General features: G+C 47.3%; 14 protein-coding genes and 1 riboswitch. Of the genes, 1 reads left to right on the forward strand and 13 read right to left on the reverse strand.

Going from position 1 to position 17,618, the window contains the following annotated elements; all coding sequences use genetic code 11:
- Positions 1 to 12 precede the first annotated feature (12 nt).
- Entirely contained in the window at positions 13 to 696 is a 684-nt protein-coding gene (locus NSQ38_RS02415) for a response regulator transcription factor (RefSeq protein WP_339786755.1), read from the reverse strand.
- Positions 697 to 911: 215 nt separating this feature from the next.
- Here NSQ38_RS02415 and NSQ38_RS02420 point away from each other — a divergent pair, with 215 nt between their 5' ends.
- Positions 912 to 2,666 (forward strand): alpha-glycosidase, encoded by a 1,755-nt coding sequence (locus NSQ38_RS02420; RefSeq protein ID WP_339786757.1) that lies wholly within the window; start codon positions 912 to 914, stop codon positions 2,664 to 2,666.
- A 134-nt stretch (positions 2,667 to 2,800) separates the two neighbouring features.
- Here NSQ38_RS02420 and NSQ38_RS02425 read toward each other — a convergent pair whose 3' ends face one another.
- The 12 genes from NSQ38_RS02425 to NSQ38_RS02480 form a co-directional block, all read right to left on the reverse strand.
- The gene (locus NSQ38_RS02425) at positions 2,801 to 3,313 is read right to left on the reverse strand and encodes a PadR family transcriptional regulator (RefSeq protein ID WP_339786759.1); all 513 of its coding nucleotides are present in this window, start codon (positions 3,311 to 3,313) and stop codon (positions 2,801 to 2,803) included.
- A 54-nt stretch (positions 3,314 to 3,367) separates the two neighbouring features.
- A complete protein-coding gene (locus NSQ38_RS02430; RefSeq protein WP_339786761.1) occupies positions 3,368 to 4,582 on the reverse strand; it encodes an ABC transporter permease in 1,215 nt (404 codons plus the stop codon).
- A gap of 264 nt (positions 4,583 to 4,846) precedes the next feature.
- Positions 4,847 to 5,785 (reverse strand): L-serine ammonia-lyase, iron-sulfur-dependent, subunit alpha, encoded by a 939-nt coding sequence (gene sdaAA / locus NSQ38_RS02435; protein WP_339786764.1) that lies wholly within the window; start codon positions 5,783 to 5,785, stop codon positions 4,847 to 4,849.
- Positions 5,775 to 6,464: an L-serine ammonia-lyase, iron-sulfur-dependent subunit beta gene (gene sdaAB / locus NSQ38_RS02440; protein WP_339786766.1), complete on the reverse strand. Its 690-nt coding sequence runs from the start codon at positions 6,462 to 6,464 to the stop codon at positions 5,775 to 5,777. Before sdaAB ends, sdaAA begins: the two co-directional genes overlap by 11 nt.
- A gap of 252 nt (positions 6,465 to 6,716) precedes the next feature.
- A riboswitch (glycine riboswitch) is annotated at positions 6,717 to 6,841 on the reverse strand.
- Between the two features lie 355 nt (positions 6,842 to 7,196).
- Positions 7,197 to 8,228, reverse strand: a complete 1,032-nt coding sequence (locus tag NSQ38_RS02445) for a phosphotransferase (protein ID WP_339786768.1) — start codon at positions 8,226 to 8,228, stop codon at positions 7,197 to 7,199.
- 183 nt (positions 8,229 to 8,411) lie between these two features.
- Positions 8,412 to 9,167 carry a phosphate ABC transporter ATP-binding protein PstB gene (pstB, locus tag NSQ38_RS02450; protein ID WP_036616781.1) on the reverse strand — a complete coding sequence of 252 codons (756 nt, stop codon included), beginning with the start codon at positions 9,165 to 9,167 and terminating at the stop codon, positions 8,412 to 8,414.
- Between the two features lie 12 nt (positions 9,168 to 9,179).
- Positions 9,180 to 10,067 carry a phosphate ABC transporter permease PstA gene (gene pstA / locus NSQ38_RS02455; protein WP_026081329.1) on the reverse strand — a complete coding sequence of 296 codons (888 nt, stop codon included), beginning with the start codon at positions 10,065 to 10,067 and terminating at the stop codon, positions 9,180 to 9,182.
- A gap of 2 nt (positions 10,068 to 10,069) precedes the next feature.
- Positions 10,070 to 10,978 carry a phosphate ABC transporter permease subunit PstC gene (pstC, locus tag NSQ38_RS02460; protein WP_100528178.1) on the reverse strand — a complete coding sequence of 303 codons (909 nt, stop codon included), beginning with the start codon at positions 10,976 to 10,978 and terminating at the stop codon, positions 10,070 to 10,072.
- A gap of 142 nt (positions 10,979 to 11,120) precedes the next feature.
- Positions 11,121 to 12,047 carry a phosphate ABC transporter substrate-binding protein PstS family protein gene (locus NSQ38_RS02465; RefSeq protein ID WP_338590379.1) on the reverse strand — a complete coding sequence of 309 codons (927 nt, stop codon included), beginning with the start codon at positions 12,045 to 12,047 and terminating at the stop codon, positions 11,121 to 11,123.
- A 564-nt stretch (positions 12,048 to 12,611) separates the two neighbouring features.
- Complete coding sequence (locus NSQ38_RS02470; RefSeq protein ID WP_047840355.1) at positions 12,612 to 13,904, reverse strand: arsenic transporter; 1,293 nt, start codon at positions 13,902 to 13,904, stop codon at positions 12,612 to 12,614.
- A 187-nt stretch (positions 13,905 to 14,091) separates the two neighbouring features.
- Complete coding sequence (locus NSQ38_RS02475) at positions 14,092 to 16,179, reverse strand: methyl-accepting chemotaxis protein (protein ID WP_339786770.1); 2,088 nt, start codon at positions 16,177 to 16,179, stop codon at positions 14,092 to 14,094.
- 173 nt (positions 16,180 to 16,352) lie between these two features.
- Positions 16,353 to 17,420, reverse strand: coding sequence for an EAL domain-containing protein (locus NSQ38_RS02480; protein WP_339786772.1), 1,068 nt, complete (start codon positions 17,418 to 17,420; stop codon positions 16,353 to 16,355).
- Positions 17,421 to 17,618: the final 198 nt, after the last annotated feature.

Here is a 17,618-nt window from a genome sequence, read left to right on the forward strand (position 1 = left end):
TGAACCACCTGATCATGGCTTCTTCACACGATATCCCACACCACGGACCGTCTGAATAATTGCAGGATTGGCCGGATCAAGCTCCAGCTTTTCGCGTAGATGCCGAATATGTACCATTAAAGTTTTGTCCCCATCCAGATAGGGCTCGTTCCAAACGGCTTCATAGATCTGCTCTTTGGTTCGAATCATGCCCATATGTCGTAGCAGGTAGGCGAAGATGTGGAACTGTTTTCCCGATAAAATAATCTCATCCCCCGTCTCCTCATTAACGATCCGGTTGTCCTTCTCATAGATGGAGAGATGATCCAGCTTCAGGGCAGCATCCGTGGATACCGCTGTTCCTGCCTTACGCAGCTGTACTTCAATCCGGGCAGCCAGTTCATCGGGGTGAAATGGTTTGGTCACATAGTCATCGGCAAAATCAAGACCGTGTAACTTGTCGTCAATAGACGTTCTGGCCGAGAGCATGACAATGGGCACGGCAGGATGTTCTTTTTTCAGTCGCTGGCCCACCGTAAATCCATCCAGCCCGGGCAGCATGACATCCAGAATAATGAGTGAGCAACCGACAGCAGCCTCCGCTGCACCTTCACCACTGCCGAGCCATATCACCTCATAACCGCGCTCCTCCAGATCGGCTCTGACCCAAGTCGCAATTTCCGTATCATCTTCAATATATAACAGTTTGGTTTTCATCCGAATATTCGTTTCCTTTCTGCCCCCATTGGGTTAATGATATATCTGAGCATCATCATCATAAAAGCTGTCTATACCATATGGATTCATGTCTTGTTGAAGTCTCGCGTTATCACGCATTCTAATTATAGCTTATCCATTAACTCGGGTAACGTCATATCCATCAAGTCTACCAAGTACATACTAGTTCTACACCTGACGGGAGGAAATTCATTATGCTGCTGGAAGCCATCTATCATCAACCGAAACGAAACTGGGCCTATGCCTATGACCAAGATACAATCCATCTGCGTTTGCGTGCCAAAAAGAATGATCTGACCGAGGTACATGCCCTGACCGGGGATAAATATGCGTGGGATGCAACCAAAGCGCTGGTTCCCTTAACGAAGTTCACCTCTGACTCCATGTTCGATTACTTCGAAGGCGAAGTGAAACCTCCCTACCACCGACTCAAATACTCTTTTCTGCTCAAAAGCGGCGAAGAACAGATCTGGATGACCGAGACGGACTTCCAGGAAGAAGAACCGGACGATCCGGGTCGTATGTTCCAGTTCCCTTATATTCATGCCGGAGCTGTATTCACACCCCCTGCATGGGTTAAGGATGCCGTGTTCTATCAGATTTTCCCTGAACGATTCGCCAACGGCAACCCGGATATTAGTCCGGAAAAGGTAGAGCCGTGGGGCGGCGAGCCAACACCTTTCAATTTCTTCGGCGGTGACCTTCAGGGCGTGATCGACCATCTGGATTACATCAGCGATCTTGGCATTAATGCGATCTACTTCACACCCATCTTCGAAGCCACCACCAATCACAAATACGATACTGAGGACTACCTGCGGGTAGACCGGCACTTTGGTGACGCAGATACCGTGAAACGACTGGTCGAGCTATGCCATGCACGTGGAATTCGTGTACTTCTGGATGCTGTGTTCAACCATTCCGGGAAGACATTTGCGCCGTTTGTGGATGTGCAGAAGAACGGAGAACAATCCAAATACAAGGACTGGTTCCATGTACACGAATACCCGCTGGACGTGAAGGACGGTATTCCTACGTATGAGACCTTCGGATTCGAAGCGCACATGCCAAAGCTGAATACGGAGAATGCCGAAGTTAAGGCCTATCTGCTGGAGGTTGCCGAGTACTGGATCAAGGAAGTGGGTGCGGACGGATGGCGGCTGGATGTGGCAGACGAAGTGGACGATGCCTTCTGGCGTGATTTCCGCCGTGTAGTCAAAGCCGCTAACCCGGATGCCTACATTTTGGGCGAAGTATGGAATGAGTCTTCCTCCTGGCTGCAAGGTGACCAGTTCGATGCGTCCATGAACTATCCGTTTACCGATGCCGTGAATGCTTTCTTTGTGAAAAATACAATGCACGCCGAACAGTTCGCAAACTCCATCGGGCGACAGTTGTCCCGTTATCCGCTTCAGGCCAGCGAAGTGGCGTTCAACTTGCTGGACAGCCACGATACCCCGCGGCTGCTCACGCTGTGTGAAGGCGACCAGCGCAAGATGAAGCTGGCTGCGTTATTCCAGTTCAGTTATATGGGCGCTCCGTGCATCTATTACGGAGACGAGATTGGCATGGACGGCGAACATGATCCAGGCTGCCGTAAATGCATGGAATGGGATGAAGCGAAGCAGGACCGAGAACTGTTCGACTTTTATCAAAAATTGATCTCCCTGCGTCATGCTCATCCTGCCCTGCGTGCAGAAGGCACCGTTCGTTTCCTGCAGGCTCGTCCCGATGGCAGCCAGCTGGTATTTGAGCGGCAAAATGAGGAGGAACGCATTCTGGTTCTGTTCAATCGATCAGAAGAGACGGCTATTGTCGAGCTGGAGGCTGGTGACGAGGAATGGACCGAGTTATTCGGCGGAAACCATCGTACCGCCAAGGAAGATGGCGTACTCGCCATTGAACTGCCTGCGTATGGATATGCCGTACTAAGTACTAGTCTCACATAAATATCAAGTTATACTTGCTCATATGCAAGACAGGAGTCTGTTCAATTCATCGGCATATCAAACGAAATAGGCGCTCACAGATCTGTTCCTGATCTGTGGAGCGCCTATTTTGCATATCAATCACTATCATGGGATTACTCCGGCTGATCCAGTTGTTCCTTGAGCAATTGAATGGTGGCTTCATACTGAACAAGTCCCACTTGCATGCACAACCGTTGTGAAGGCGAAATGTGTTCGCCAAATTCCTTCATCTGATGCTGAAGCTTGTCATATAACAATTCCTTGCGTTTCAACTCTGTTGAAATCCACCCCGTTACAGTATTCTCATCCGCCAACTCTCCGAAATACAACCGCATCAGAAAATCAGAACGGAACACCTCGTCTTCCAGGGGACTCATCAGGTATGCGTGAAACTGTGCTGCTCCCTCCGGAGTCAATGAGTACACATTCTTGTCGGGTTTCCCTTCCTGCCTCACCGATTCCTTCGTAAGCAACCCTGACTTCTCCATCTTCGCGAGTGTAGGATATATGGTGCCAAAGCTGGCATCAAAGAAAAATGAAAAATATTGTTCAAAGTACTGCTTGATCTCATATCCCGAACATGGCTGATTGTGCAGTATTCCGAGGATGACATGCTGCGTGTTCATCGGTGCACCGCTCCTTTCCATTCCTCTTAACGTATCACAATCAGCCCCCCATATTCAATGATCGGATGAAGACACGGATGCTTCCAGAGAAGAAGGTACAGTAGCAATCTGTTTCTCCCTGTGAGATTCAGAAATTGCCGGGCCGGAACGTCTGATCCAGATGCTAAGGGCACCCAGAGTTAGCGTTGTAACCCCTATTGCTGCAAGGAACAATACATCCCTGCCGATCCCGTTTCCTCCAAGCACAAGGTTCGTCATCCCCTCTACGGCATAGGTCGCCGGTAGATACTGACCGATCCCTTGGTAGAACTCAGACATTACATCACGCGGAATTGTTGAGCCCGAGGACAACATCAGCAGAGGCAACAGCGCACTGTTTAACCAAGCCCCAGCATTGCCAAGCAACAACAAGCTCAACTGAGCCATGAGTATAAAAGATATGGTGACCAGCAACTGGAACAGCCATAACATGAACCAACCGTCTGCTGACGATACCCCCATAACATGCATCATCCCCGATCCAACGAGCGAAACAATAAATGCAGCACCAAGATTAACGATGTTGCGGGCCCAGAAACGCTCCCATTTCCCTGCCCTTCCACTCAGTTCACCAGACACTTTTTGCAGATTCATGCCAAGCAACATCGCTCCGGTAAACGTAGCCGTTACAATCAACATCGGTACCATGGAGAAAGCAAAATTATCAACAGGATTCAGTCGCTCCACCTCTGCCTCCACGCGTGAAGACAACCCTACCGCAAGCGCATCGGACTGATCAGCAGTCATACCGGACTGATTCAGCACTCCGCGAATGCCATTCTCTTGTACTTCACGGTTCAACGTCGCTGTAACTTGTGCGGCTACGTTCTGCATCACACTTTTCACGGTAGCCACGTTTGATTCGTTCATCACATACTTAACTGCAATCGGCTTCGACAAGTCTTCTGCCTGCTGCATGAAACCTGATGGAATCTCAATAATCATGTACACATCCCGATCCGTTAACATCTGTCGTGCTTCTTGCATCGATTCAGATGGTTTGATCTCGAAATTAAGACCTGCCGCCAAAGACTCGGCTACCGGTTCAGCCGCTACCCCATCTTCATTCACGATGGTGACAGCTAGCTCAGTCATTCTCTCATTAACCTGATCATATCCACTAAGCCAGATGATGTTAAAAAAAACCTGGAACAGCACGGCCGTAATTAAACCTACAATGGTGGCTCCGTTTTTCAAAAACAGTAGACTCGTCTGGAAAATTCCTTTCATTCTATCCATCTCCTTTAATTTTGTTTCGCTCTCATATATATCGTATTGATATATGACAATAGTTAATATATCAATACGATATATATGTCGTCAATGTTTTTTGTTTTTCTTCGTTGGAAAAAGACAAAAAAAAGCCGATACATCTCTTCACCAGGAAGGTTTGTATCGGCTTTTCGTATCATGTAAGGAACTCTTCTTCACCTCTAATAATCAAGGCTCATGGTATCACGAGTTAGTGTTAGATTTAATTCATATCAATCCTATTTATGCCTTAGGTTCTACGTCATTTTCAGCAGGAGACTCCTGCTCAGGCTCGGCACGCTTTGCCTTTGGTTTAGCCAACTTCTGCATCATTTTGCGGCCGGTTGGTGTCTGGGCCAGTCCGCCCTGGGCTGTCTCCCGATGGCGGCTCGGCATCGCACTGCCTACTTCCAGCATGACGTCGATGACTTCGTCTGACGGAATGGCGCTACGCACTCCGGCCAGGGCCATGTCAGCCGCAGCCAGCGCCGTAACCGCACCCAGTCCATTACGGACGATGCAAGGAATTTCAACGAGGCCTGCAACCGGATCGCAGATCAGGCCCAGTGTATTTTTTAACGCCAAACCAACGGCATGAACTACCTGTTCCGGTGTACCTCCACGCAGTTCAACCATGGCACCCGCAGCCATGCCGATAGCTGAACCCACTTCCGCCTGGCAGCCACCTTCGGCACCGGAGATAAATGAATTGTTGGCAATAACATAACCAATCGCTCCCGCACAGAACAACCCGTTCACCAAATGTTCGTCCGTCCAGCCAAACCGCTCTTGTGAACTGATAAACACACCCGGGATAATGCCACAGGAACCAGCTGTTGGTGTTGCCACGATCCGACCCATGGAGGCATTCACTTCAGATACACACAGGGCATACGCCATGGCAAGTGCGGAAGCATCTCCTGAACAAGTCTCACCCTTGCGAATGTACTCGGCCATTTTTTTCCCGTCCCCACCGGTTAACCCACTGCGTGATGTTGTATCTTCCGTTAACCCTTTGCGTACCGCTTCCTTCATCACCTGATAATATTCAGACATCTGCTTCACAACATCCGCTTCCGGTGTATTGGTCTCCTGAACCTGCTCCTCGATCATCAGCTGAGCAATGGTTTTGGATTCCGCTGTACAGATCGTATTCAGTTCGTGTAAATGTTTAAATCGCATCCGAATCAACTCCTCTCTTCAAATCAATGACACGAATGTCTAACACATGGTCCAGCTCCCTTAGACGCTTGAGCATATCAGGATTAGGCACACCATCCATTTCCATCGCGGTAAGTGCTTCGCCATCACGGGCTTTCCGGTCCACCTGCATATAGCCGATGTTAACCCCGGATGAACTGATCGTGGACGTTACCGATGCAAGCACCCCTGCCTTGTCTGCATGTCGCAGAACGAGTGTTGGAAACTCACCACTAATCTGAACACGAAAATCATTCATCGCATGCACCGATACACTGCCACCACCAATGGATGCACCGATTAAGGAGCAGGCACGTTCTCCATGCCACAACTCAATTTTGACCGTATTCGGATGAGGAGCAGGCAGGCCACTTGTATAAAACTCAACCTCCATGCCTGCTTCCTCTGCGTATTGCTCTGCATCCGGGATACGTGGATCGTCTGTGACATAGTCCAAAAGACCGCCGATCAGTGCCAGATCTGTTCCGTGCCCCTGATAGGTGTCAGCGAATGAACCGTATAACGTCAGCCGGGCACGTTCTGGCGTACATCCCAGCCACTGACGAGCGATTCTTCCCAGCCTTGCCGCTCCAGCTGTATGTGAACTTGAAGGCCCTGTCATGGACGGACCAATAATTGAGAAAACATCTTTAAATCGCACTTTATAACCCTCCAATTGTATTCGTCATTTACATCCAGAATCTAATCCATATTGTTCCTTATTTACTGAATGATGACATCAAAAAAGGACAGAAGAAGGCCTCAGGCCCTCTCTCTGTCCTCGATACCTGAGAGTTTCACGATCAGCAGTGTCTCACGACAAGGTGCATTGCCTGCGATTACAGACAAGTTCACCGGTCTGACTGATCATATACCCCTTGGGTGGCGCAGTTCGCGCACTCTCCAGAGTTGCGTCCAACGATGGTACATTTACCTGAGAGATTAACCACTGCGCCGGGTGCGCAGCAGCTTGCTCCTTCGGTGCCTGAGCACTAGCCATTTTGCTCGGCTAATCCAGATCTCTCCCGCTCGTTATCATCCGCTATATGGAACCATTCTGAGCTTATGTCAGAACAGTCATGGAAGTCATTAATTTCTTCTTCATTAAGATTAATCGACCGGAAGATCAGTGTCAACAAACTTGACGATTTCTTTGGATGTATTTCCTTCATTTTCGATTGAACCGATGAAAACCAGAATATTTTGTCAGCTTTCATTACATTAATACGTTAAAAAGATCTTTTAAACAGCTCATTTCGTTCTACTTCAATCAATGATGTGCTTACTATTATTTATGATATTGTCCATGAAACCGTTCGGGTATTCAGGCAACCATAATCTTTGATCCACACTGCTCACTAACCCATCCGAGTCTGCACATCTGGATTATAATTCACAATTCGTAGAAGATACTCTTGTTCTGTACATAAGGTCTGCAATACTTGCTGCATAGCTTCGGCATGCGATCTTTCATCCATTCGTGCCTCGACTCATTCGCCATCTGAAAGGCATAATAACCTAGTGTAAAGATCAACATGAACCCTTCCATTAATCGGATATCACGATCCGTCAGTGACGCGATCTGTTGGGTATAACCGGATAAGAATATGTCACGTTCCTCCCGATTGAACATAAGTGCTGCCCCTCCGGCATCAAAAAGATAATAACCATAACCGTGTAGACAAAAATCAATCATGGATATCCCCTGATCCGTTATCAGCAGATTGTTGCGAGTAATATCCCCATGAATGATCCCCCATGTCCCTGCGTGTTGCGGGTATATTTCTAACTGTTCATTAATGTTCTCAAACGTCTCACGAAGCAGATCAAAGTCTTCCGTTGTAAAAATCCCCAGTCGGACGCCTTCCTCCAGCTGCCCTAGCATGACCAAGTTCTCATGGATGTTGCCATATGCCGGCCGCACCTTTGTTCGATCTGTCTGATTCTGCTCACGCCCATATTGATGAAGCATCTGCAGTTGTGCCCCCAGATCATAGATCTGCTCTGTTGTCAGGCGTTCTCCCTGCTGGATGTCCCTTCCCTCAATCCACTCCAGTACTGTACAGCAGATTTCTTTACCCGCTTCACTTTTCCATACCGTGACCCAGTCTCCCGATACATTCCGTACCGGATGCTGCACGCGCAATGCCGTCGTTGCATTTAACTCATGAAGCAGGTTCATCTCTGCCTCCAGCGCAGGAAGCGTATGCTGAATGCCTGTCATACTTGCATATGCGGCTTGATGGATACGTAGCAGATACTTCTGCCCGCTTGCTTCATCGACGACATGATACGTCAGATTCTCATTATGACGAATATATGAAACGACAGGTTTCTCAATAGCGTAGTTCTGTATAATCTGAGCTGCCATATGGTCGTAAGACATCTGATCCGTAGTGATTATCAACATCTCCTTTGAATTCATGTAAACGTTCTCTTCACACTAAATATCGTAGCATAATGTTTATCCCGCATACAGAAAATCCCACTAAAATTATAAATTAAAAAAGCACAACCCCCGAACAACCGTCCAGGCATTGTGCTTTCTTTTGTCTCTATTATTTCTTATCTCTCTGTCTATTACTCTATGTTACACTCCATGATCCAATTAACCGAAACGTCCCATAATGTATTCTTGCGTCAGACGATTGTCCGGGTTCGTGAAAATATGCTCTGTATCCCCGTGCTCAATCATACTTCCCAGATAGAAATAAGCTGTATAATCCGAGATGCGTGCCGCCTGCTGCATGTTATGGGTAACAATAACAATCCGCAGCTCCTTCTTGAGCTCGGTAATCAACTCTTCAACTTTACCCGTAGATACCGGGTCAAGTGCAGATGCCGGCTCATCGAGCAGCAGAATCTGTGGTTCAACAGACAAAGCGCGAGCGATACATAGGCGCTGCTGTTGTCCGCCAGAGAGAGACAGAGCTGACTCATGCAGTCTGTCTTTCACTTCGTCCCAGAGCGCAGCACGACGCAAGCTTTTTTCCACAATTTCATCCAGTGCCTTCTTACTCTTCGTACCGCGGTAGCGGGGGCCAAACGCGATATTGTTGTAGATGGACTTATGAAAAGGGTTCGGCTTCTGCCACACCATGCCAATCTTCTGGCGAAGCTTGATTACATCGGTTCCAGGCTCATTCAGATCGTTACCGTCCATCCAGATATGTCCCTCTGTACGGGAACCGGCAATCTCGTCGTTCATCCGGTTCAGCGACCGGAGGAACGTCGATTTACCGCAACCAGACGGCCCAATAAGAGCCGTTACGCTTGCTTCAGGAAACGTCAGGCTAATCTGCTTGACCGCCTGGAAATGTCCATAATATATGCTTAACTGTTCCGTACCAAAAGGTATGGCCATGTTGGTTCCTCCTTATTTCGAAGCTGTCATGCGGCGGAATACAACCCGACCGATCCAGCGTGCACTTAGATTGAACGCCAGCACGAGAATGACAAGCACGGCGGATGCCCCTGCTGCCACTTCTTTGGAATCTGGTCCAATACCTTCACTATTCACTTTCCAGATATGGACAGCAAGTGTCTCTGCCGGACGGAAAGGATTAAGCGGTGACCTTGGACTCGTCGGATTCCAATCTGTAAAGTCCAATGGTGGACTACTCATACCTGCGGTGAACATCAGCGCGGCTGCTTCACCGAAGATCCGGCCCGATGCCAGGATCGTACCCGTAATCAAGCTCGGCAATGCCACAGGCAGCAGAATGGAAGTGATAATCTTCCACTTGGACAGTCCAAGCGCCAGACCTGCTTCCTTCTGTTCCTTCGGAACGGCCCGGAAGGCCTGCTCCGTTGTCCGTACCATCAGTGGCAAGTTAAAGATCGCCAGAGCCAAGGCACCCGAGATCAGGGAGAAACCAAGACCAAATTGATTTACTAGCAGCAAGAGACCAAACAAACCGATAACGATGGATGGGAATGATGACAATACTTCAACGACCAGACGAATGAAGCTGGTAATCTTGCCTGGTTTGGCGTATTCCGCCATGTAAATCCCGCCACCCCATCCGAGTGGAATGGTAACAATCAAGGTCAGGACAAGCAAGAATACGGAGTTGAAGAGCTGTGGACCAATCCCGCCGCCACCCTTAAGCAACTGTGGTGCGCTTGTCAGGAAGTTCCAACTGATATGTCCAATACCTCTATACATGATGAAGCCAAGCAGACCGAGCAATAAAATAACAATGAACAGGGCCAGTACAACGATAACGGATGTTGCAATTTTATCTACCGTCTTTGCCTTCATTTTCATACCCGGTTTCTCCTTTCAAGCAGGCGAACCAGAATGACGAAGACAAATGTCATCACCAACAGGACAAGCGCCATACTCCACAGTGCATTGTTATGAACAGAACCCATCGTGGTGTTACCCATGCTGAGAGTAATTACACTTGTTAATGTTGAAGCTGATTCGAGCAAGGATGTTGGAACATGCGGTGCATTACCAATAACCATCTGTACAGCAAGAGCTTCACCAAACGCACGAGCCATACCCAAAACGACACCTGTCAACAAAGCTGGCAAAGTTGTTGGAATAATGACACGGTAGATGGTTTGCCAGCGAGTGGCACCCAGTGCGTAGGAGGATTCACGTAATCCTTTTGGCAATGCGGACAATGCATCTGCCATAATACTTGTCACCGTAGGGAGAATCATTACCGCGAGAACAAGACATCCGGCTGCAATCCCGACGCCTGTTCCACCAAAGATACTGCGAAGCAAGGGTACGATGACACTCAGTCCGATAAATCCGTACACAACGGATGGAATTCCGGACAAGAGCTCAATCGCAGGCTGCAAGATTTTTTTCCCTTTACCCGGGACAATCTCTGTCATGAAGAGCGCTGCACACAGGCCAAGCGGACTTGCGATCAATGCTGCAAGCAAGGTTGTAATGAAAGAACCTGTAATGAACGGCAATGCCCCATAGAAAGCAGGTTCCCCCGTTGGATTCCACGTTTTCCCACCAAGGAATTCACTTATGCTTATTCCATTTTGGAAAAATGTTGATAGTCCCTTGGACGCTACAAAATAAACAATGGAAAACATGACAACGATCAGGAAAACGACACAAATCGACGTATAGATCCGTCCCGTCCACTCTTCCCAATAATGTTTCTCTTTTAAGGGCCGGCGCGGTTTCAACTTGTTATTCATTACCGTTCCCCCTTCGGTCTGTTCCATAACAACCATCCTTCTATAGTAGAATTAATGCAAAATATGGGATTATTTTAGAGCAAACCGCGTAAAGAGGCGGGACCTAAGTCCGCCTCTTTCGCTGTATGCGCAAGTTCAAAGATTATTGAACCACATTACCTGCTGCATCGCGTTTTACTTTCATACCTGACATTGGAATGTATCCCAGTTCTGTCACGTCATTTTGTTGAATTTCGTCACTCAAGATGTAGTCCAGGAATGCTTGTGTTGCTGCATCTGGCGTACCTTTCGTGTACATGTGCTCGTAAGCCCATACTGGATAAGTTCCTGCTTCTACGTTCTCAACTGTTGCTTCTACACCTTCGTATTTCAACACTTGCAAGCTGTCATCCAAGTAAGACAAGGCGAGGTAACCAATAGCACCTGGCGTTTCAGATACCAATTTTTTTACGTTACCAGAAGAATCTTCTTGAATCGAACCTTGGATATCACCCATTTTTGCACCCAATGCATACTTCTCAAAAGTTGCACGAGTACCGGAACTGCTCGGACGGTTTACAATAACGATTGCTTTATCCGCGCCGCCAACGTCTTTCCAGTTCGTTACTTTACCGGAGAAGATGTCGACCAGTTGTTGCTTCGTCAAATCTTCTACACCTGCATCTTTGTTACTAACTGGCGCCATAGCTACTACTGCTACTTGATGGTCAACCAATTCTTTTACTTTGGCTTCGTCCTCCAGTTTCTCTTCTGCAAATACATCAGAGTTACCGATTGTAGCTTGTCCGTCAGATACTTGTGTCAAACCAGTACCACTACCGCCACCTTGAACTTGAACCGTTACGTTCTTATATTCATCAACTGCCATAAATTTCTGTCCAGCTTGTTCTACCAGAGGTAGCAATGCTGTCGATCCGACTGCCAGAATGTTACCGCTAAGCTCAGTAGCAGCTTCTCCTGATCCATTGCTTGCGGCACCCTCTGTACCAGCGTCATTTTTCGATCCGCATGCTGCGAGTACCAGTACGAACGTTAAGGTCATCAAAATAAACGGCAACTTTTTAAACATGTTTTGTTTTCCTCCCCCAATGTAGTGATGGCGTTTTGTGAATTTGTTTGTTCACCATCAACTCTTTACTCATTGTAGTTTCGGTATGTCATCTTAAAATCAGTGTTTTGTAAACGCAATGTTAAAAATATCGGCTGTATATTGAAACATTTGGGATTTATTTGGCGCTGAGGTGGCCGCTTCGGGAGTGGACGTTGCTTCAATCGCTGTTATCCCCGGATTTATATGATTTACTTTTTATATGGAATACATCCGGGGATAAAGGCGAACGCTTCGCTTTTCCACAATCGTTCCGCTCCCTGCGCTGTGTCAGCGCTTGTTGGATCTCAGGCATTTCAATCTCCTGCCTGGGGAGTAGGCAAAGAAGGCCAGCCCTACAATGGGCTGGCCTTATGTAAATGCTTAACTGCTTAATTGAAATAGAGCATTCATTTCTTCTATAGAAGAAACAAAAGAGGAACAAAAAAAACTGCCTCGCTGCCAGTGCGTAGCACCAGCTGTGAGAGCAGCTTTTACATTACAACAGAATTACCTTATTGATACTTAATGTAAAATCTAATTTTACTAACCTAGGATCCATAACCACAATGCCAACCCGGCTAGGGTAATTAACAATGTTGGAATCGTCAGGATGATGCCTGCTTTGAAATAATACCCCCATGTGATCTTCACACCTTTACGGGATAACACGTGCAGCCACAGCAATGTGGCAAGTGATCCAATCGGGGTCATTTTGGGACCCAGGTCAGAACCAATGACATTGGCATAGATCAATGCTTCCTGAATAATACCTTCGGTATGCGCGCCCTGGATGGCTAGAAGGTTAATCAACACGGTTGGCAGGTTGTTCATCACCGATGATAATACAGCAGCGATGATGCCCATCCCAAGCGAAGCAGCCAGCAGACCATGCTCTGCTATGGCATCCAGCCAGCGGCTCAGATGATCCGTTAACCCTGCATTACGTAGTCCATATACGACGATATACATGCCCACCGAGAACACCACAATCGACCATGGCGCTTCCTTGATTACCCGTTTCAGATCAACAGCCTCGCTCTTGCGTGCCAATAAAGCGAACAGCAACGCAACGGAGCCAACGATAACCGACACGGGAATCGGCAGAAACTCACTGGATGCATAGGCAACCAATAACAGCCCAAGCATGAACCAGGCGATTCGGAACATCCGTGGATCACGTATCGCTTCCTTCGGGTCACGTGCAGCGGAGATGTCGTAGCGAAGGGGTATGCTTTTGCGATAAAACAAAAACAACATCCCCGTACTCGCTACAATTGAGAACAGATTGGGCACAACCATGCGTACCGCATACTCCACAAATGTAATGCCAAAGAAATCGGCCGATACAATGTTAACCAGATTGCTGACGACCAGCGGCAACGATGTAGTATCGGCGATAAATCCACTCGCCATCACAAAAGCCAGCACCATGCGCTCATCAAACTTCAATGCACGCACCATCGCGAGCACAATTGGCGTCAGAATGAGCGCCGCACCGTCATTCGCGAACAAGGCAGACACCGCGGCTCCCAGCAGAATGGAGTAGAAGAACAGTCTGCGACCGTCTCCTCCAGCCAGCCTTGCCATATGAAGGGCAGCCCATTCGAAGAAACCCGTCTCGTCGAGAATGAGAGAAATCATAATAATGCCGACAAAGGCCAGCGTTGCATTCCATACAATAGATGCCACATCCGAGGCATCGTTTAAGCTGACAACTCCACATAGCAGGGCAAGCAATGCCCCGCCCGAGGCAGTCCAACCGATACCCAACCCACGAGGTTGCCAGATTACCAAGGTGATTGTCACTACAAAAATCAGTATTGCTACGTATACCATAGAGCCTCCTGCTGTACCCTGTATCCATATATTATTTCGTTAATTCAATCTTGTTTTGTAAGATTACACCGCTATATGCGCAGAATAACCAGACGATATATTTATACAGGGCTACAGGAGCAATGTCTATCTTTATTTTCTTCTATTATAAAATGTATGGTAAATTGTGGTGGTAAAATGCTAGGATTTATTCTTTGCCCTTATCCTTCGGTGTATCCTCTACCATCTTGAACATGCCAAGCAGTCCTTGTAATTGTTCTGCCATGCTATTCAGATGTGCCGACGATGATGCAATCTCTTCTACCGATGCCAGTTGTTCTTGCGAAGATGCAGACACGGATTCTGTATTCGCAGCCGATTCCTGGGTCACATTCGAAATATCACTCATCGCCTTGGCAACGTGGGATGCACCACTCTCCAGTTGCTTCGTTGTTGCGGATAAGTCATCCAATGTATGAACCGCATCTTCCACCGCCTCCCGAATCTGAGCAAAGGATTGCCCTGATGTATTCACGGCCTGAATTCCTTCTCCTACCCGAGTCTGAGCCGCATTCATAGCGATTAGAGCGGCATCCATGTCCTGACGGATATTATGAACCACCTCACCGATCTGCGCTGCCGAACTTCCGGATTCTTCTGCCAGTTTGCGTACCTCACCGGCTACAACTGCAAACCCACGACCCGCATCCCCCGCTCTTGCCGCTTCAATAGAAGCATTTAATGCGAGCAAGTTCGTTTGTTTGGAGATGGATGCAATGACATCAACCATACTACCAATCTCAACGGAACGAGCATTCAGAGATTGAACCACAGTCCCCAGCTGCTCCACCGTTTCCTGGATACTGTTCATCTGCACCACAGCCTGTCCTGCTGCCTCATTACCAGAAGTAGCTGCTCCGGACGTATTCCGCATATTCGCCGTAATCGATTGCACACGCTCTGACATCATCCGGACATCTTCTGCCATTCGGCTCATCTGTCCCGATCCGTCTTTCACGCTGTTTACCTGCTGCTCTGCACCTTCAGCCAGTTCCTGAATGGCCTGTGTTGAATGTTCAATCGCTTTGGTGGTTTGTTCTGCACTGGCAGACAACTCTTGAGAAGAAGCAGATACCTGCTCTGTCGTTTCCTGTACGCCCAGAATCATCATTCGAAGGTTATCGACCATACGTTCAAAATACTTCGCAAGTTCTCCGACTTCATCTTTACGCCCTGTTTCCATTTTCACGGTCAAGTCACCTTTACTCACGGCTCTGGCAGATTCCTGCAGTCGTTTAATTGGACGCAGCATGGAGCGTGTAAACCAGATAATAAAGATGAGTGTAAGGAAAGTAGCCGCCAGAATAACAATAAATGTGGCCATGCGAATATCCTTACTCGCATTGGTTATTTCACTCTTGAACATCGTGCCGGCAATTTTCCAGCCCGTTGCTTCATTTGTTGAGAAAATCATCATTTTCGGCTGATTGTTATACACGTAATCGAATTGGCCTTCTTGACTCTGATACATCTCATCAAGGGTGCCGCTAGTTTCCTGTGTACCTGCATCTGCTATAGGGGAAACGACATAGTTTTTGTTTGCATCCATAATAATGACGTAACCTTCTTTGCCCACCTTAATGGATGCCTGTTCTCGCAGGTCTGTCAGATCCAGAGACAAACCGATAACACCGGATTGATCCTTTAATGTTTTGGAAATAAATACAACTGCAACACCATCGGTATTAACAGACACAGCTGATACAACAGCTGTACCTGGCTTTTCCATCGCTAGTTTGTACCACTCCCGCTCCCTAGGATCATAAGCATCTCCCCGCGTACTGCTCGCTGTTGGTTTACCTCGAACCATGACTCCGTCTGTTGTTCCCACAAAAATATTCATGGCATCGGGATGCAAGCCCAGGTATTGCTCCAGCTTCACCTGAAGCTCCGGACTATCGTTCTCCCCTTTGATCAGGCTCGGATCAAGGGCATCCGCGAAATAGTTAATGTCATGAATCTTGTAATTCACTTGGCTTTCTACAATGGTATTGGCAGTGCTCACACTTTGCATGGCACTATCTACTAATTGTCCTTGTACGCCATCTTCAGCCATCGTTAGTGTGATCAAGCCGACTGCCAAGCTTGGCAGGAGTAGAACGGCCAGGAAGGAGACTAACAGTTTGTTCCTTATATTCCAGACGAAACCTTTCTTTTTCTTCTTTTTATTTTGATTATGTTTTGGTTTGGCAGGTTTCGCTGCTTTCATTGGTTTATTATCCTGAGTTTCACTCATGTCTTTCTCCCCCTCAAAATGTAAAAATGCCCTCTTTCTTTGTATGTATGGATCAATCTAAAAGGCTTATCTTATATATCGGCTAAATGAGGGTTTTTATTTGAGAGAAAAATGTGCAGGCACGCCAAACAAGCCACCTCTGATCAGAAGCGACTTGTACAAGGTACAGGTTACTAATTATTCCATGAATTAGATGAAGTATTGGAGTACGGGCCGCCTGGCGGTTGTGCCGAAGGTTTACCAAAATAGTAGCCCTGGGCAAGCTCAATACCTATGGAACGACAGAATTCAAACTCTTCCATCCGTTCGATCCCCTCGGCAAGGACTTGCCCTCCAAATCGACTCGACATCTCAACAATATGAAGAATTTGCTGTTGTTTGGTCGAATCCTGATCACAACGGTCAATAAGACTTCGATCTATTTTGACAAAATCCGGTTCTAACCGATTCATCAACTCTATTGTCGAATATCCGGCACCCACATCATCCAGTGCAACCGACATTCCACGGGAACGATATACCTCAAATATTTGCTGCAAGATGGGCATATGCTGAATCTGCTCTGTTTCCACGACTTCAAACACAAAATCTTTAGGGTCCAGCGAAAGGCGTTCAATCGCTTCAAACGTATGTGTCAGACAATATTCGGGATTATATATGGAGGAAGGCAGGAAATTTACGAAGCGTTTGACACCATGCGGCAGAAAAAGGGCACTGGTCTCAATAGCAGTAATACGCGCCAATCGATCCAGAAAAGAATGTAGTCCGGTCTCACGCGCAACTTCAAATAATTCATAGGAACTGAAGGATTTTCCATTCTCAGCAGGACGAAGCAAAAACTCATATCCGATAATCTGCTCCGATGCATCAACGATGGGTTGCATATGACTGCTGAATTGATGCTCCAGAATAATGGAAACAAGCTCCGCATGTTTGAAACGGGACTCCTGCATGGTTAGACTAATCCAGCTTTCTTCATTAGCCTGTTCGTATATAGGCATAATCTGAACAGTTAGGGAATCACGTAATGTCGGATCAATTTCGCCGATCTTTTCAATTAAGCTCTGAACCGTCTCCAGATTCGAAAAATGCATCCACATCATGTCATCCGACGTCTCGATAAGTCTTCCCGGCGTTTGTAGCGTTTGTAGCGCTTCCAGCAAAGCGGGGGAAATGGGACGCAAGTACAAGGTACCTTGGCCCTCTATAGGATAGATTGGACTGCAGCCACTGCAATTCATGTAGGACCCCCCTTGCCAATTTAGATTCCATGTCCATTAATGTTCACTTGTATATACCCAAAGTTTGTAAATATTATATCATGGGTCTTAAAATTAATCTCTACTGTTTTGATGACTTCCTGTATGACGGTTCTTGGAACAAATATATTCAAATTTGCAGAAAAAAAGACCGACAGTCTGATGACTGTCAGTCTCCTC

This window comes from Paenibacillus sp. FSL R7-0313, assembly GCF_037969885.1.
In the GTDB taxonomy this organism is placed as follows: Bacteria; Bacillota; Bacilli; order Paenibacillales; family Paenibacillaceae; genus Paenibacillus.

Excerpts from the sequence above, each read along its gene's own strand:
- NSQ38_RS02415 (WP_339786755.1), bottom strand. The coding sequence starts at position 696 with ATGAAAACCAAACTGTTATATATTGAAGATGATACGGAAATTGCGACT.
- NSQ38_RS02420 (WP_339786757.1), top strand. The coding sequence starts at position 912 with ATGCTGCTGGAAGCCATCTATCATCAACCGAAACGAAACTGGGCCTAT.
- NSQ38_RS02425 (WP_339786759.1), bottom strand. The coding sequence starts at position 3,313 with ATGAACACGCAGCATGTCATCCTCGGAATACTGCACAATCAGCCATGT.
- NSQ38_RS02430 (WP_339786761.1), bottom strand. The coding sequence starts at position 4,582 with ATGAAAGGAATTTTCCAGACGAGTCTACTGTTTTTGAAAAACGGAGCC.
- sdaAA (WP_339786764.1), bottom strand. The coding sequence starts at position 5,785 with ATGCGATTTAAACATTTACACGAACTGAATACGATCTGTACAGCGGAA.
- NSQ38_RS02445 (WP_339786768.1), bottom strand. The coding sequence starts at position 8,228 with ATGAATTCAAAGGAGATGTTGATAATCACTACGGATCAGATGTCTTAC.
- pstB (WP_036616781.1), bottom strand. The coding sequence starts at position 9,167 with ATGGCCATACCTTTTGGTACGGAACAGTTAAGCATATATTATGGACAT.
- pstA (WP_026081329.1), bottom strand. The coding sequence starts at position 10,067 with ATGAAGGCAAAGACGGTAGATAAAATTGCAACATCCGTTATCGTTGTA.
- pstC (WP_100528178.1), bottom strand. The coding sequence starts at position 10,978 with ATGAATAACAAGTTGAAACCGCGCCGGCCCTTAAAAGAGAAACATTAT.
- NSQ38_RS02465 (WP_338590379.1), bottom strand. The coding sequence starts at position 12,047 with ATGTTTAAAAAGTTGCCGTTTATTTTGATGACCTTAACGTTCGTACTG.
- NSQ38_RS02470 (WP_047840355.1), bottom strand. The coding sequence starts at position 13,904 with ATGGTATACGTAGCAATACTGATTTTTGTAGTGACAATCACCTTGGTA.
- NSQ38_RS02475 (WP_339786770.1), bottom strand. The coding sequence starts at position 16,179 with ATGAGTGAAACTCAGGATAATAAACCAATGAAAGCAGCGAAACCTGCC.
- NSQ38_RS02480 (WP_339786772.1), bottom strand. The coding sequence starts at position 17,420 with ATGAATTGCAGTGGCTGCAGTCCAATCTATCCTATAGAGGGCCAAGGT.